Origin of the sequence: Pelagerythrobacter marinus, assembly GCF_034375205.1 — a bacterium.
GTDB lineage: Bacteria > Pseudomonadota > Alphaproteobacteria > Sphingomonadales > Sphingomonadaceae > Pelagerythrobacter > Pelagerythrobacter marinus.
In genome coordinates this window covers 2,795,616-2,809,744 of record NZ_CP139719.1, presented here as the reverse complement: position 1 = coordinate 2,809,744, position 14,129 = coordinate 2,795,616, and the positions used below count along the sequence as shown (strand labels likewise).

The 14,129-nt window shown below is 70.0% G+C and carries 12 protein-coding genes; 10 read left to right on the top strand and 2 right to left on the bottom strand.

The annotated features are described in order from the left end of the window. Positions 1–5 precede the first annotated feature (5 nt). The 4 genes from T8T98_RS13690 to T8T98_RS13675 all read left to right on the top strand — a co-directional run bounded on the left by T8T98_RS13690 (position 6) and on the right by T8T98_RS13675 (position 4,400). On the top strand, positions 6–1,613 hold the full coding sequence (locus tag T8T98_RS13690; RefSeq protein ID WP_251104767.1) for a family 43 glycosylhydrolase: 1,608 nt from the start codon (positions 6–8) through the stop codon (positions 1,611–1,613). A 119-nt stretch (positions 1,614–1,732) separates the two neighbouring features. Then, positions 1,733–2,647, top strand: a complete 915-nt coding sequence (locus T8T98_RS13685; protein WP_251104768.1) for a TRAP transporter substrate-binding protein — start codon at positions 1,733–1,735, stop codon at positions 2,645–2,647. Positions 2,648–2,649: 2 nt separating this feature from the next. Further along, positions 2,650–3,117: a TRAP transporter small permease gene (locus T8T98_RS13680; protein ID WP_251104769.1), complete on the top strand. Its 468-nt coding sequence runs from the start codon at positions 2,650–2,652 to the stop codon at positions 3,115–3,117. After that, entirely contained in the window at positions 3,117–4,400 is a 1,284-nt protein-coding gene (locus tag T8T98_RS13675; RefSeq protein ID WP_160734148.1) for a TRAP transporter large permease, read from the top strand. The genes T8T98_RS13680 and T8T98_RS13675 overlap by 1 nt, the downstream gene beginning before the upstream one ends. Positions 4,401–4,404: 4 nt before the next feature. Here the strand turns inward: T8T98_RS13675 and T8T98_RS13670 are convergent, their stop codons facing one another. Continuing rightward, entirely contained in the window at positions 4,405–5,901 is a 1,497-nt protein-coding gene (locus T8T98_RS13670) for a UxaA family hydrolase (RefSeq protein ID WP_251104770.1), read from the bottom strand. A 154-nt stretch (positions 5,902–6,055) separates the two neighbouring features. Here T8T98_RS13670 and uxaC point away from each other — a divergent pair, with 154 nt between their 5' ends. Both uxaC and T8T98_RS13660 read left to right on the top strand, forming a co-directional pair. Continuing rightward, entirely contained in the window at positions 6,056–7,456 is a 1,401-nt protein-coding gene (gene uxaC / locus T8T98_RS13665) for a glucuronate isomerase (protein WP_251104771.1), read from the top strand. Beyond that, a complete protein-coding gene (locus T8T98_RS13660) occupies positions 7,453–8,805 on the top strand; it encodes a mannitol dehydrogenase family protein (protein ID WP_251104772.1) in 1,353 nt (450 codons plus the stop codon). Before uxaC ends, T8T98_RS13660 begins: the two co-directional genes overlap by 4 nt. A 21-nt stretch (positions 8,806–8,826) precedes the next feature. On the opposite strand, the gene T8T98_RS13655 is transcribed toward T8T98_RS13660, so the two are convergent. Beyond that, complete coding sequence (locus T8T98_RS13655; protein ID WP_251104773.1) at positions 8,827–10,389, bottom strand: acetyl-CoA acetyltransferase; 1,563 nt, start codon at positions 10,387–10,389, stop codon at positions 8,827–8,829. A gap of 108 nt (positions 10,390–10,497) precedes the next feature. On the opposite strand from T8T98_RS13655, the gene T8T98_RS13650 reads away from it, so the two are divergent. The 4 genes from T8T98_RS13650 (at position 10,498) to T8T98_RS13635 (ending at position 14,128) form a co-directional block, all read left to right on the top strand. After that, positions 10,498–11,112, top strand: coding sequence for a flavin reductase family protein (locus T8T98_RS13650; RefSeq protein WP_251104774.1), 615 nt, complete (start codon positions 10,498–10,500; stop codon positions 11,110–11,112). A gap of 63 nt (positions 11,113–11,175) precedes the next feature. Continuing rightward, positions 11,176–12,159: an ArsR/SmtB family transcription factor gene (locus T8T98_RS13645; protein WP_251104775.1), complete on the top strand. Its 984-nt coding sequence runs from the start codon at positions 11,176–11,178 to the stop codon at positions 12,157–12,159. Further along, on the top strand, positions 12,156–13,085 hold the full coding sequence (metF, locus tag T8T98_RS13640; protein ID WP_160734142.1) for a methylenetetrahydrofolate reductase: 930 nt from the start codon (positions 12,156–12,158) through the stop codon (positions 13,083–13,085). Before T8T98_RS13645 ends, metF begins: the two co-directional genes overlap by 4 nt. Further along, complete coding sequence (locus T8T98_RS13635; RefSeq protein ID WP_251104776.1) at positions 13,082–14,128, top strand: homocysteine S-methyltransferase family protein; 1,047 nt, start codon at positions 13,082–13,084, stop codon at positions 14,126–14,128. The genes metF and T8T98_RS13635 overlap by 4 nt, the downstream gene beginning before the upstream one ends. Position 14,129: the final 1 nt, after the last annotated feature.

The window sequence follows — 14,129 nt, the reverse complement described above, 5'->3', positions numbered from 1 at the left end:
CGATTATGGACCGTAGAACTCTTCTCGCCGGTGCCGGCGCGGCCGGGCTCGCCGCCCCGCTGGGCCTTTCGCTTCCCGCCGCGGCGCAGGGCGGCCGGGCCGCCGGGCCGCGCACTTACCGGCGCGGGTTCGACAACCAGCGCGTGCCCGACCAGGGCGATGGCACGTTCCTGAACCCGGTCATTTCCGGCGATCGCCCCGACCCGGCGATCCTGAAGGACGGCGACGACTACTACGTCACGTTCTCCACCTTCGATGCCTATCCCGGTCTGACGATCTGGCATTCGCGCGACCTGGTGAACTGGCGCCCGCTCAAGCCCGCGCTGCACCGCAATATCGGGTCCGTCTGGGCGCCCAGCCTGCACAAGGATCGCGGCCGCTACCTGCTCTACATCCCGGTCAAGGCGAGCCCGCGCAACGACATCTTCGTCACCTGGGCCGACGCGATCGAGGGGCCGTGGAGCGACCCGGTCCCGCTGGGCCTGCACGATCATATCGATCCGTGCCATGCCGTCGCCGAAGACGGCAGCCGCTGGCTGTTCCTTTCGGGCGGCGACCGCGTGCGCCTGTCGGACGACAACCTCTCGCTGGCGGGCGAGGTCGAGCATGTCTACGACCCGTGGCGCTATCCTTCCGACTGGATCGTCGAGGGCTTCGCGCCCGAAGGGCCGAAGATCTACCGGATCGGGGGCTGGTTCTACATGCTCACCGCGGTCGGGGGCACTGCGGGGCCGCCGACCGGGCACATGGTCATCGCCGCGCGTTCGCGCTCGCTCCATGGGCCGTGGGAACACCATCCGGGCAACCCGCTCGTGCGCACGACCTCGATCGACGAGGCCTGGTGGTCGCGCGGCCACGCCTCGTTGGTCGAAGCGCCGGATGGCAGCTGGTGGTCGCTCTACCACGGGTACGAGAACGGGTTCTGGACGCTCGGCCGCCAGTGCCTGATGGACCCGGTGCGCTTCACCCCCGATGGCTGGTTCGAAATGACCGGCGGCGACCTGTCGCAGCCGATCGCCAAGCCCGCGGGGGGCGAGGCGCAGCCGCACGGCATGGCGCTGTCCGACGATTTTTCCGGGCCGCTCGCCTTGGGCAGCAAGTGGGCGTTCTTCCGCCCCGCCGCGGATGAGGCGGATCGCGTCCGCGCGGGCGGCGGCGTCCTTCGGCTTGCCGGCAAGGGCGATGCCCCGTCGAGCGGCTCGCCCCTGCTGGTGACGGCCGGCGACCGCAGTTACCGTTTCGAATGCGATATCGAGATCGCGCCCGGCGGCCGGGCGGGGATGGTCCTGTTCTATGACGACAAGCTCTATTGCGGGCTCGGCTTCGACGCCGAACGGTTCGTGACGCACCAGTACGGGATCGAACGGGCGCGCCCGGCCAACCCCCACGGCGGCCGGATGCGGATGCGGGTGACGAACCGCGAACACATCGTCACCTTCGACACCAGCGGCGATGGCGGGCGGACCTGGCACCGCTTCGACCGCGGGATGGAGGTTTCGGGGTACCACCACAATGTCCGCGGGGGCTTCCACATGTTGCGCCCCGGCCTCTATGCCGCGGGACCGGGCGAGGCGAAGTTCCGCGATTTCCGCTTCACGGCGCTGGACGACTGAGGATGGGGGGCGGCCGTTTCTCGTCCTCCGTCGTTCGCGGCGCGATCTCCCGGCGTCGGCTGCTGGCCGGGGGGCTGGCGCTTTCGGCCGCCTCGGCCCTTCCGGGGTGCAAGCCGCGCATGTCCGGCCTGCTGACCGGGGCGGACGCCCACCCGGCCGATTATCCCACCGTCAAGGCGGTGGAGTTCATGGGCCGCTACCTGTCCGAACGGACCGGCGGACGGCTGGGGATCAAGGTCTATGCCGGCGGCCAGCTGGGAAGCGAGACCGATACGCTGGAGATTACCAGCTTCGGCGGGCTCGATCTCAACCGCGTCAACTTCGCGCCGCTCAACTCGATCGAGCCGATGACGTTGCCGTTCTCGCTGCCGTTCGTGTTCGAATCGGTGCCGCACATGCGGCGCGTGGTCGATAGTGAGGTGGGTGACGAAGTTCTCGCGGCGATGAAGCCGCATGGCCTGATCGGCCTGTGCATTTACGATTCGGGGGCGCGCAGCTTCTACAACACGCGCCGCGCGATCCGCACGCCCGACGACATGGCGGGGCTGAAGCTGCGCGTGCCGGCGTCCGACCTCTACGTCGCGATGATCAACGCGCTGGGGGCGAACGCGGTGCCGATCCCGTTCGGCGAGGTGTACCAGTCGCTGGCCCAGGGCGTGATCGACGGGGCGGAGAACAACTGGCCCTCTTTCGTCAGCGCCCGCCACTACGAGGTCGCGAGCCATCTGAGCCTGACCGAACACCTGCTGACGCCCGAGGCGCTGGTGATGAGCAAGGCGAGCTGGGACCGCCTCTCGCCCGGCGATCGGGACCTGGTGCGCGAGGCGGCCCGGTTGTCGGTGACCGAGATGCGGCGCTTGTGGGACAGGCGCGTGACCGAGGCGAAGGCAACGATCGCCGCCTCGTCCGTGGCGGTCAACGAGGTCGAAAAGGAACCGTTCGCCGCGCTGATGCGCCCGGTCTGGGAAGAGTTCATCACCACGCCGCGGCAGAAATCGATCGTCGAACGCATCCTCGCGATGAGGGAGGGTTGATAATGGCTGCGACAATCGCGCGCTGGCTGATCGGCTTCGGCGCCGCGGGGCTGATCGCCATGACGGCGATCATCGCCTGGCAGGTCTTCGGCCGCTTCGTGCTCGATTCGAGCCCGTCCTGGACCGAGCAGGCATCCCTGATCCTGATGATCTGGTACGTCATGTTCGCCTCTGCCGCCGGCGTTTACGAGGGGTTCCACATCCGCATCGCCCTGCTGGAAGAGCGGCTGGGCGAGCGCAGCCGCGGTCTTGCGCAGGCGGTCGCGCTCGTCGTCGCGATCGTCGGAATCGTGCTGCTGATCTACGGCGCGCAGCTGTGCTGGGCCGTGCGCGGCAATGCCGTCCCCTCGCTGGGGATCAGCCGGGCGGCGGCCTATGTACCGCTGCCGATCGCCGGACTGCTGATGACCGTTTTCGCAATTCCCCGGATCGTGCGCGGCCGCGTTCCGGCAGAGGAGAGCAAGGCCTGATGGAACTCCTGGTCCTCTTCGGCGTGCTGTTCATACTGCTGGCGATCGGCGTGCCGGTGGCCTTTTCGCTGCTGGCGGCGGCGCTGTGCTGCTTCGCGGCGATGGGCATTCCCCCGATCGTCGCGGTCCAGCGGGTCGCGGCGGGCATCAGCGTTTTCACGCTGATGGCGATCCCGTTCTTCATCTTCGCCGGCGACCTGATGTACCGGGCGGGTATTGCCGACCGGCTGGTGCGCGTGGCGGACGCCGCCGTCGGCCGGGTCCGCGGCGGCCTCGGCATCGTCGATGTCGGTGCCTCTATGATGTTCGGCGCGGTGTCGGGTTCGGCCATTGCCAGCGCCTCCGCGATCGGCTCCACGATGGTGCCGCTGATGCGGGACAAGGGCTATCCCGGCGATTACGCGGTCAACGTCACCGTCACCGCGGCGATCGTCGGCCTGCTGATCCCGCCGTCGCACAACATGATCATCTATTCGGCGGCATCGGGGATCGGCGTTTCGATCGGCGATCTGTTCCTGGCCGGCATCGTCCCGGGCCTGCTGACGGGCGCGATGCTGATGCTCGCCGCCTGGCTGGTCGCCCGGCGCCGCGGCCTGCCGGTGGGGCGCTTCCCCGGCTGGCGCGAGTTCATCCGCGCCGCGGCCTACGCCATCCCGGGGCTGATGACGGCGGTGATCATCATGGGCGGCATTCTCAGCGGCTTCTTCACCCCGACCGAGAGCTCGGCCGTGGCGGTCGTCTATACCGTCGCGATCGGCGCGCTCGTCTATCGCAGCCTCGGCTGGCGGGGCACGTGGGAGGCGGCGGCCAAATCGGTCCGGACCGCCTCGATGGTCCTGTTCATCATCGCCGCGGCGACCGCCTTCGGCTTCGCGCTCGCCCTGCTCGAAGTGCCGGCGGCGCTGGCCTCGCTGATCGCGCTGATGACGGAGAATCCGCTGCTGACCCTGCTGATCATCAACCTGATGCTCCTGGCGCTGGGCACGTTCATGGACATGGCGCCGCTGATCGTGATCACCACGCCGATCTTCCTGCCGGTGGCCATGGGCGTCGGGGTGGACCCGGTGCATTTCGGGATCATCATGATGCTGAACCTGGGCATCGGCCTCGTCACGCCGCCCGTGGGATCGGTGCTGTTCGTCGGCTCGGCCGTGGGCAAGGTGCCGGTGACCGCGCTGGTGCGCACGATCTGGCCTTTCTACCTGACGCTGGTCGCCGCCCTGCTGCTGATCACATACGTCCCGGCGCTGTCGCTCTGGCTGCCGCAGGCGATCGGGCAATAGCGCGCTAGAGCGTAACGCCGCGCTTCCAGATCGAGATCACGCGCTGGCCGCTGCGTTCGGCGGCCGTCGGCTCGCCGCTGGCGATGGCGAGCAGCCGCCGGGCGAAATCGCCTGCCACGGTTTCGCGCCCTTCGTCCAGCATTCGCCCGGCGTCGAAATCGATCCACCCCGCCTTGTCGCGCGCGAGGCGCGAGTTGGAGGCGACCTTGACCGTCGGCACCGGGAAGCCGAGCGGCGTCCCCCGGCCTGTGGTGAAGAGGATCATCGTCGCGCCCGCCGCGGCCAGCGCGGTCGAGGATACGGCGTCGTTCCCCGGCGCCTCCAGCAGCGTCAGGCCGGGCCGCGTCGCCTGCCTGCCATAGTCGATCACGTCGACCAGCGGGGCCTGTCCGCCTTTCTGCACCGCGCCGAGCGATTTTTCCTCCAGCGTGGTGATACCGCCGGCGATATTGCCGGGGGAGGGGTTCTCGGAAACCGGCTGCCCCTGGTCGAGGAAGTAGCGCTTGAACCGGTTGAGCAGGTCGCCCGCGGCCGCGAAGACCTCGGGCGAGGTGGCGCGGGCGAACAGCGCCTGCTCGGCGCCGAAGATCTCGGGAATCTCGGTCAGGATGGCCTTCGAGCCGCTGGCCGCCAGGCGGTCGCTGAACAGGCCCAGCAGCGGGTTCGCGGTAAGGCCGGAAAGCGCGTCCGAACCGCCGCACTTGAGACCGACGGCCAGAGCCGATGCGGGCGCCGTCTCACGCTCCACGGTGGCGAGGAGATCGACCAGCTCGTCCACCGCGCGCACGGTTTCCACCCGCTCGTCCCCCGCGTCCTGGGCCCGCACGACGCGCAGCTTGCCGCGGCTGGCGGGATCGACGGCCGCGACCAGTTCGTCGAGCTGGTTGGACTCGCAGCCCAGGCCGACCAGGACCACCCCGCCGGCGTTGGGGTTGGCGCACAGGCCGGCCAGCGCGCGGCGCGTGCCGGCGAGATCGTCGCCCAGTTGCGAGCAGCCGTGGGGATGGCCGAAGCCCGCGATCGCGTCGATCCGCCCGGCATGGCGCGCAGCGCATTCGCGCGCCACGTCTTCCACCAGCGGCGCGACGCAGCCGACCGTGGGCAGGAGCCAGACCTCGTTGCGGGTCGCGAAACGCCCGTCTTCCCGGCGATAGCCCTGCCAGGCGGGCAAGGGTTCCGCCGTTACGGCCGCCTGCGCTGCCCCGGCAGGGCGATAGGCGACTTCGCCTGAAAGCGCGGTGGCGAGGTTGTGCCGGTGCACGTGCTCGCCGGGGGCTGCCGCGCGCGTCGCGTGGCCGATCGCCGCGCCGAAGCGGATCACCGGTTCCCCCCTGGCCAAGCCGGCCAGCGCGAACTTGTGACCGGCCGGCACATCGTCGCGGATACGTATTTCCGCCCCCTCGACCTCGACCGCCGCGCCGGCAGGCAGCGCCTCCAGCGCAGTGGCCACGTTATCGGCCTGGTGGGCCCGGATCGCCTGAATTCGCGCGGTTCGTGTCATGGGGCGGCTGGTTCCAGGTGGTTCGAAAGCGAGGCACTTCGGCCCCGAAAGTGTCTGATTTGCGCCATTGATACCGGTTTCCAAAACCTGCGCCAAGTGGCATATGCCCTGCACCGCGAACCGACATGCGAACCACGCAGGAGAAGATGCCCCGATGCCGCGCCCGCTGACCCTTCATCCCGACCGCCTCCTGCCGGCCGAACCCGCCGTGCGCGGCATTGCGCGCGAGCTCTATGCCTCGGTCGCCGACTTGCCGATCGTCAGCCCCCATGGCCACACCGATCCGGCGTGGTTTGCCACCAATGCGCCGTTCGGCAATGCGACCGAGCTGCTGCTCGTGCCCGACCACTACCTTTTCCGGATGCTCTATTCGCAGGGCATCAGGCTGGAAGACCTCGGCATCGCCGGGCACGAGGCCGATCCGCGCGCGGCCTGGCGCATCCTGGCGGAAAACTACCACCTGTTCCGCGGAACGCCGTCGCGCATCTGGCTCGACTGGGTCTTTGCAGAGGCTTTCGGGATCGACGTGCGGCTCGATGCCGAAACGGCCGACCACTATTACGACACGATCACCGAGAAGCTCGCGACCGATGCCTTCCGCCCGCGCGCGCTGTTCGACCGCTACAATATCGAGGTGATTGCGACGACCGAGGGGCCGCTCGACACGCTCGACCATCATCGCGCGATCGCGGCAAGCGACTGGGGCGGCCGGGTCATCACCGCCTATCGCCCCGACCCGGTGGTCGATCCGGAGTTCGAGGGGTTCGCCGACAATCTCGCACGGCTGTCGCAGGTTTCGGGCGAAGACTGTTCGCACTGGGCCGGATACCTTGCCGCCCACCGCGCGATGCGCGCCGCGTTCAAGGCTGCCGGCGCGACATCGACCGACCACGGGCATCCCACCGCGCGGACCGCCGATCTCCCGGCGGGGGAGGCGCAGGCGCTGTTCGACCGGGTCAAGGGCGGCAAGGCCTCGGCCGCAGACGCGGAACTGTTCCGCGCGCAGATGCTGACCGAAATGGCCGCGATGAGCGTGGAGGACGGGCTGGTCATGCAGATCCACCCCGGCAGCTTCCGCAATCACAACGCCGCGCTGTTCGCACGGTTCGGTCGCGACAAGGGCGCGGACATCCCCACCCGCACCGACTATGTCCACGCGCTCAAGCCGCTGCTCGACCGGTTCGGGACGGAACGCGACCTGTCGATCATCCTCTTCACGCTCGACGAAAGCGCCTATGCCCGCGAACTGGCACCGCTGGCGGGTCATTACCCGTGCCTGCGCCTCGGCCCGGCGTGGTGGTTCCACGACAGCCCGGAGGGGATGCGGCGCTTCCGCCTGATGACGACCGAGACGGCCGGCTTCTACAACACGGTCGGCTTCAACGACGATACGCGGGCCTTCCTGTCGATCCCCGCGCGCCACGATGTCGCCCGGCGGATCGACTGCGGTTTCCTGGCCCAGCTGGTGGCCGACCACCGGATCGAGGACTGGGAAGCGGCCGAACTGGCGCGCGAGCTGGCCTACGACCTCGCCAAGCGGGCCTACCGCCTGTGAGGCTCGGCCCCGCCACGCTGGACCGGCTGTCGGGCGAGATCGCGCAGTGCGGCTACGACCGGGCGGCCCAGGCCATCGGCGTGGTCCATTTCGGGATCGGCGCGTTCCACCGCGCGCACCAGGCCTGGTACATCGACCGCGCGATGGCCGCGGGCGACCGCGACTGGGCGATCGGCGCGCTCACCCTGCGCTCGCCCACGGTCGCCGGGCAACTGGCCCCGCAGGACGGCCTCTATACCCTGACCGAGCGTTCGGGGGCGGACGCGCGGACCCGCGTGATCGGCGCGGTGCGGGAAGTGCTTTTCGCCCGCCCCGATGCCGAGCGTGCGATCGCGCGGATCGCCGCGCCCGAATGCCGGATCGTCAGCTTCACCGTGACCGAGAAGGGCTATTGCCGGGCCGAGGGCGGTGGGCTCGACCACGACCGAGCGCAGGAGAGCTTCTACCCCGTCCTGGGCGAAGCGCTGGCGCGTCGCGCGGCCGGGGGGATGGCGGGGATCACCCTGCTTTCCTGCGACAACCTGGCCGGCAATGGCGCAGTTCTCCATGCGCTGGTGCGCGAATGGCTCGCCGCGCGCGCACCCGATGCGCTGGCCTGGTTCGAGGATAACTGCACGAGCCCGTCGACAATGGTGGACCGGATCGTGCCGCGCACGACCGGCGCCGACCTGGAGGCGCTCGAGGAACGGCTGGGACAGGAAGATCGCGGCGCGGTGTTCACCGAACGCTTCAGCCAATGGGTGATCGAGGACGACTTCGCCGCCGGGCGCCCCCGCTGGGAAGCGCTGGGAGTGCAGATGGTGGCCGACGTCGCCCCGTACGAGGCGGCCAAGCTGCGCATGCTCAACGGTGCCCACTCGCTGCTGGCCTATTGCGGGCTCAGGGCCGGTCACACTTACGTGCACGAGGCCGCGGCCGACCCGGCGCTTCGCGAACTGGCCGAACGGCTGATGGTGGCGGAGGCGATGCCGACGCTCGAGCCCGCGCCGGGACAGGACCTGGCCGCCTATGCGCGCGACCTGCTGGCGCGCTTCGCCGACCCGGCCCTGCGCCACCGGCTGGACCAGATCGCGATGGACGGCACGCAGAAGATTCCGCAGCGCTGGCTCGACACGGCCGCCTGGCATTGCGCGCGCGGACAGGTGCCCGGCGCGCTGTGCAAGGCGTTCGATGCCTGGTGCTGGCATCTCGGCGACGCGCGGTTCGTCGACGACCCGGCCGGCGAAAGGCTGGTCGCGGCGGCGGGCGAGGGCAGGCGGGCCGTGCTCGATGCCTGCTTCGGCGGCGACGGGGGCGATCCGCTGTGGCCCGACTACGCGCAGGTTCGCGCGCTTTTCACGGGCGACTGAACCGGCTGCGGCCCGCCCCCGTCAGGCAGGGCCGAGCTTGCCGATGGTCCGCCCGTCCTCCGCGCGCGAGAGCCGGAGCGGGGCACCGAAGGGCGCGCCGCCTTCGAACAACGCCCGCGTTTCGGAATCGTCCGGGTCGGCATTGGCGGCGATCCGCTCGCCCGCCGCGTTCCGCCCCAGGACGATGGCGCGCGGCCCGGCCTCGGTGCCCGGCGGGCTCTCGACGATCGTGTAGGTCTCGACGGTCAGCCGATCCTGGTCCCCGGCGGCCTTGGGCACGGCGGCGGGCTGTCGCGGCAGGTCGATCGTGCGATCGTGCCCCGACCAGTCGGCCGGCTCGGTCGAATAGAGCGCGGCCGAATACTTGCTCATGAACCCGCCGTTGGCGCCGACGAGCGCATAGCTGCCGGGCATGGCGCGGGCGCGGGCGACGGCTTCGGCGATCGCGTGGGTCGAATAGTTGTTCCCGGGCCCGCCGAAGAACGGCAGGCCGCCGGTCAGCGTCAGTCCGCGCGGGTCGCCCGGCGCGAGATCGAAACGATCGGTGAGGTTGAACACCGGGATCGCGAAGCAGGAATAGAGGTCGATATGGCGAACCTCGTCGAAGCTGCGCCCGCAGCGGCCGAGAGCCGCCTCGACCGCCGCGATCGAGGCGGGGCTGCGGGCGAGGTCGGCGCGTTCCATCGGCGCGGGCTCGCTCGCCGCGGCCACGGCGTGGACATGGACCCAGCGGCTTTCGGCAATGCCCAGCGCGCGCGCCTTGCCGGCCGAGGCGACGATTACCGCCGCCCCCTGGTTCACCTGGTCGCGGGCGACGGTCATCCGCGCATAGGGTTCGGCGACGATCCGGTTGCGATCCGTCACCGCGGCCAGTTCGTGCGCGGTGCGCGCGCGCGGCGCGGCAGCGTGGGGATTGGCCGCGGCGACCCGGGTGAAGGGCGCCAGGAGATCGCCGATCGCCTGGCGATAGGCCTGCGGCGAAAGGCCGCGTTCCGCGCGGCGGGCATTCTCGAACAGGGCGTAGTGCGCCAGCGCGCTGGTCGCGCCGTGTTGCAGCAATTCGGCATCGAACAGGCTTTCCAGCCCGTAGCCGCGATCCTCGATCGAGCCGCCGACGTGTTCGCTCCAGTCGCGCGCCTCGCCCGCGGCGCGCAGGGCGCGCACGGTGGAAATCGCCTCGGCCCCGGCAATCGCCGCGACCTCGCTGCGCCCGGCCGCGATCTCGCCGGCCAGCTCGCCCAGCAGGTTCTGCCCGGTCTGGCCGCCGGTCGTTTCCAGGATTGCCCGTGCCGGATCGGCGCCGATCCGGCGGGCGATCGCGCGCGGCGGGTTGTCGGCCCTGCCGAAGGGCGCCCTGGCGTCGGGTCGCGAGATCTCGAACTGGCGAATGGCGCCGATCGTGTCGATCGACCGCGCGAGCCGCGCCTGCCCGCCGGCGTCGACCCCGCTATCGGCGATCGCGGTGGCCAGGGCATCGCCCGCCAGGTCCATCGGCGATCGCGCGCGGTAGCCTGTATCGTTCGTCCGTTCCGACACCTGCCCGACGCCGATGATGACCGGTGTATTCTCCGCTGGTTCGCCCATGCTGGATATTCTCTCCCGTCTCCATGCCGGCCATGCCCGCCGCCGCCGTGCGGCAGGCGGCGCAGCGGGCCATTGCCAGCTTCGGGGATGGACCCTAGTGCAAGCCGGGTGATCGACAAGACCGCCTTTCGCAACGCCCTCGGCAGTTTCGTGACGGGGGTGACGATCGTCACCGCGCGCGATGGCGAAGGCAGGCCCGTCGGGCTGACGGCCAACAGCTTCAATTCCGTCTCGCTCGATCCGCCGATGGTGCTGTGGAGCCTCTCGCTCGGCAGCGCCAGCCTGCCGGCATTTCGCGACGCGACCGCCTGGGCGGTCCACGTCCTCGCCTGCGACCAGCAGGACATGTCCGATCGCTTCGCCCGCCGCGGGGTGGACAAGTTCGCCGGCCTGACGGTGACCGACGGGCCCGAGGGCGCGCCGCTGATCGAAGGCTACGCCGCGCGGTTCGGCTGCCGCGCCCGGTTCGAATATGAAGGTGGCGACCACGCGATCTTCCTCGGCGAAGTGATCGATTTCGACCGCAGCGAGGCGGACCCGCTGATCTACCACGGCGGCCGCTACGGCCGGATCATGCCGCGGGGGGCGGACGAGGCCGAGGCGCAGGACCATGCCCGGCTCGCCGCGCTCGGGCTCGCGCGGGCCGATGGCGACAGCTGGCGGCTGACCGAACAGGGCCGGGCGCAGCTCGCCCTGCTCCAGCGGATCGCGCGGCAGGAATAGCGCGGACACCGGTTTCGCAAGGCGCTTGCACATATAACAATATCTTTATATGCGTTTCGAACCATGCGTATCGAAACGATCATGCGGGCGCTTGCCGACCCGACCCGGCTGCGGATCATGCGCCTGCTTTCCGCCATGGAGCTGGCGGTCGGCGAACTCGCGCAAGTCCTGGGGCAGAGCCAGCCGCGCGTGTCGCGCCATGTCGGCATCCTGTGCGATGCCGGGCTGGCCGAACGCCAGCGCGAGGGGAGCTGGGTGTTCCTGCGCGCCCGCGTCGGCAAGGAACGCGGCAGCCCGTTGGGCGAGGCAGTGGCGCGCCTGCTCGCCACGGCCGAACGCGAAGACCCCGATTTCGCCGCCGCCTGCGCCGACGATCGCCGCCAGCTCGCCGCGATCCGCGCCGCCCGCGAAAGCAGTGCCGAAACCTATTTCGCGCGCCATGCCGAGGTGTGGGACGAACTGCGCCGGCTGCACAGTCCGGACGAGCAGGTGGAGGCCGCGCTGGTCGAGGCGCTCGGCGATGCGCCGCTCGGCCGCCTGCTCGACATTGGCACAGGCACCGGCCGGATGGCGGAACTGTTCGCCGAACGCGCAGAGGGAGTCGTCGCCCTCGACAAGAGCCTCGACATGTTGCGCTTCGCCCGCGCCAAGCTGCAGAACCTGCCGTCGGACGCGGTCGAGCTGGTCCAGGGCGATTTTGCCGCCCTGCCTTTTTCCGCGCGCGGGTTCGACACCGTGTTGCTGCACCAGGTGCTCCACTTCGCGCAGGACCCTGCCGCCCCGCTGGCGGAGGCGGCACGGGTCACCCGGCCCGGCGGGCGGATCGCGATCGTAGATTTTGCCGCCCACGACCGCGAGGAACTGCGCGACCGGCACGCGCACGTGCGCCTGGGCTTCACCGACGCCGCGATCGCGTCGCTGCTGGCGGAGGCCGGCTTCGACCCTGCTCCGCCGATCGCGCTCGAAGGCGGGGAACTGGTGGTCAAGATCTGGATCGGCCAGCGCCTCGGCATGCCGGTCGGTACCCGCCAGAAGGCCAGCCGATGAGCCCGACTTTCGATCAGATGCAGGAAGCGCGCACGGCGCTCGACGCGCCGCTTTTCTCCGGCCTCGCGGGCGATATCGACGTGTCGTTCGAATTCTTCCCGCCCAAGACAGAGAAAATGGCCCAGACGCTGTGGGACAGCGTCCAGACCCTGGCGCCGCTGGGGCCGCGCTTCGTCTCGGTGACTTATGGCGCCGGCGGCACGACGCGCGAGCGCACGCACGAACAGGTCGTGCGCATCAGCCGGGAAGCGCACATCCCGGCCGCCGCGCACCTGACCTGCGTCGAGGCGACGCGCGAGGAAATCGACGATATCGCGCGGCATTACTGGGACAGCGGGATACGCCACGTCGTCGCCCTGCGCGGCGATCCGCCCGATGGCCAGTCGCACTATGCCCCCCATCCGGGCGGCTATGCCAATGCCGCGGAGCTGACCGCCGGCCTGAAGGCCGTCGCCCCGTTTGAGATCTCGGTCGCCGCCTATCCCGAGGTTCATCCCGACGCGCGCGACGCCGCGGCCGATCTCGACAACCTGAAGCGCAAGTTCGACGCCGGGGCGACCCGCGCGATCACGCAGTTCTTCTTCGAACCCGAATGCTTCTTCCGCTTTCGCGACAGGGCCGTGGCCGCCGGGATCGACGGCGAGATCGTGCCCGGCGTGATGCCGGTGATGAGCTTCGCCAGCGTCCAGCGCATGGCGACACTGTGCGGCACGGCGATCCCGGGTTGGATGGCCGGGCTGTTCGAGGGCCTCGACGAACGGCCCGCCGCGCGCCAGCTGGTGTCGGCCACGATCGCGGCCGAGCTGTGCCGGCGGCTCTATGCCGGCGGGGTGCGCCAGTTCCACTTCTACACCCTCAACCGCGCCGAGCTGAGCTATGCCATCTGCCACATGCTCGGCCTGCGCCCCGGCGGAGGTGGGCGATGAGCGCGCGCGAACGCCTCGCGGCCGAGGCGGCCCGCCGAATCCTGATTTTCGACGGCGCCTTCGGCACCCAGATCCAGGCCCGCTCGCTGGAGGAGGCGGACTATGCCGGCTCGCTCGGCCTCGATGCCGACCAGAAGGGCAACAACGACATCCTCGCCCTGACCCGGCCCGACGTGATCGCCGACATCACCCGCGCCTATCTCCAGGCCGGGTCGGACATCGTTTCGACCAATACCTTCTCCGCCAACCGCATCAGCCAGGCGGACTACGCGGCCGAATCGCAGGTGGGGGCGATCAACGTCGCCTCCGCCCGCATCGCGCGCAGCCTGGCCGACGAGTTCGAGCAGGCCGATGGCCGGCCGCGCTTCGTCGCCGGCGCGATCGGGCCGACGAACAAGACGCTCTCGCTCAGCCCCGATGTCGAAGACCCGGGCTTTCGCGAGATCGACTTCGATTTCCTGACCGAGGTCTATCGCGAACAGGCCGCCGCGCTGGTCGCGGGCGGGGCCGACTTCATCCTGATCGAGACGATCTTCGACACGCTCAATGCCAAGGCCGGGATCATGGCCGTGCGCCGGCTGGAGCGCGAGCTGGGGCGCGACGTGCCGATCATGCTGTCGATGACGCTGACCGACCTTTCGGGGCGCAACCTGTCGGGGCACACGGTCGAGGCGTTCTGGTATGCGGTGCGCCATGCCAACCCGGCGACGATCGGGCTCAACTGCAGCTTCGGCGCCGAACAGCTGCGGCCGCATGTCCAGTTGCTCTCGGGCATCGCCGATACCCTGCTGATGGCCTATCCCAACGCCGGCCTGCCCAACGAACTGGGCGAATACGACGAGGCGCCCGAGACGACGGCCGCGCTGGTCAGGGGCTGGGCGGAAAACGGGCGGGCCAATATCCTGGGCGGCTGCTGCGGTTCGACCCCCAAGCATATCGCGGCCATTGCCGCCGCGGTGGAAGGGCTTGCCCCGCGCGCGATCCCGGCCCGCGACACGAAGATGCGGCTCGCCGGTCTCGAACCTTTCTCGATCGCGGCATAGA

What these genes read in the sequence shown, in the direction of transcription:
- T8T98_RS13675 (WP_160734148.1), top strand. Translation starts at nt 3,117, where the DNA reads ATGGAACTCCTGGTCCTCTTCGGCGTGCTGTTCATACTGCTGGCGATC.
- uxaC (WP_251104771.1), top strand. Translation starts at nt 6,056, where the DNA reads ATGCCGCGCCCGCTGACCCTTCATCCCGACCGCCTCCTGCCGGCCGAA.
- T8T98_RS13685 (WP_251104768.1), top strand. Translation starts at nt 1,733, where the DNA reads ATGTCCGGCCTGCTGACCGGGGCGGACGCCCACCCGGCCGATTATCCC.
- T8T98_RS13635 (WP_251104776.1), top strand. Translation starts at nt 13,082, where the DNA reads ATGAGCGCGCGCGAACGCCTCGCGGCCGAGGCGGCCCGCCGAATCCTG.
- T8T98_RS13655 (WP_251104773.1), bottom strand. Translation starts at nt 10,389, where the DNA reads ATGGGCGAACCAGCGGAGAATACACCGGTCATCATCGGCGTCGGGCAG.
- metF (WP_160734142.1), top strand. Translation starts at nt 12,156, where the DNA reads ATGAGCCCGACTTTCGATCAGATGCAGGAAGCGCGCACGGCGCTCGAC.
- T8T98_RS13680 (WP_251104769.1), top strand. Translation starts at nt 2,650, where the DNA reads ATGGCTGCGACAATCGCGCGCTGGCTGATCGGCTTCGGCGCCGCGGGG.
- T8T98_RS13645 (WP_251104775.1), top strand. Translation starts at nt 11,176, where the DNA reads ATGCGTATCGAAACGATCATGCGGGCGCTTGCCGACCCGACCCGGCTG.
- T8T98_RS13670 (WP_251104770.1), bottom strand. Translation starts at nt 5,901, where the DNA reads ATGACACGAACCGCGCGAATTCAGGCGATCCGGGCCCACCAGGCCGAT.
- T8T98_RS13690 (WP_251104767.1), top strand. Translation starts at nt 6, where the DNA reads ATGGACCGTAGAACTCTTCTCGCCGGTGCCGGCGCGGCCGGGCTCGCC.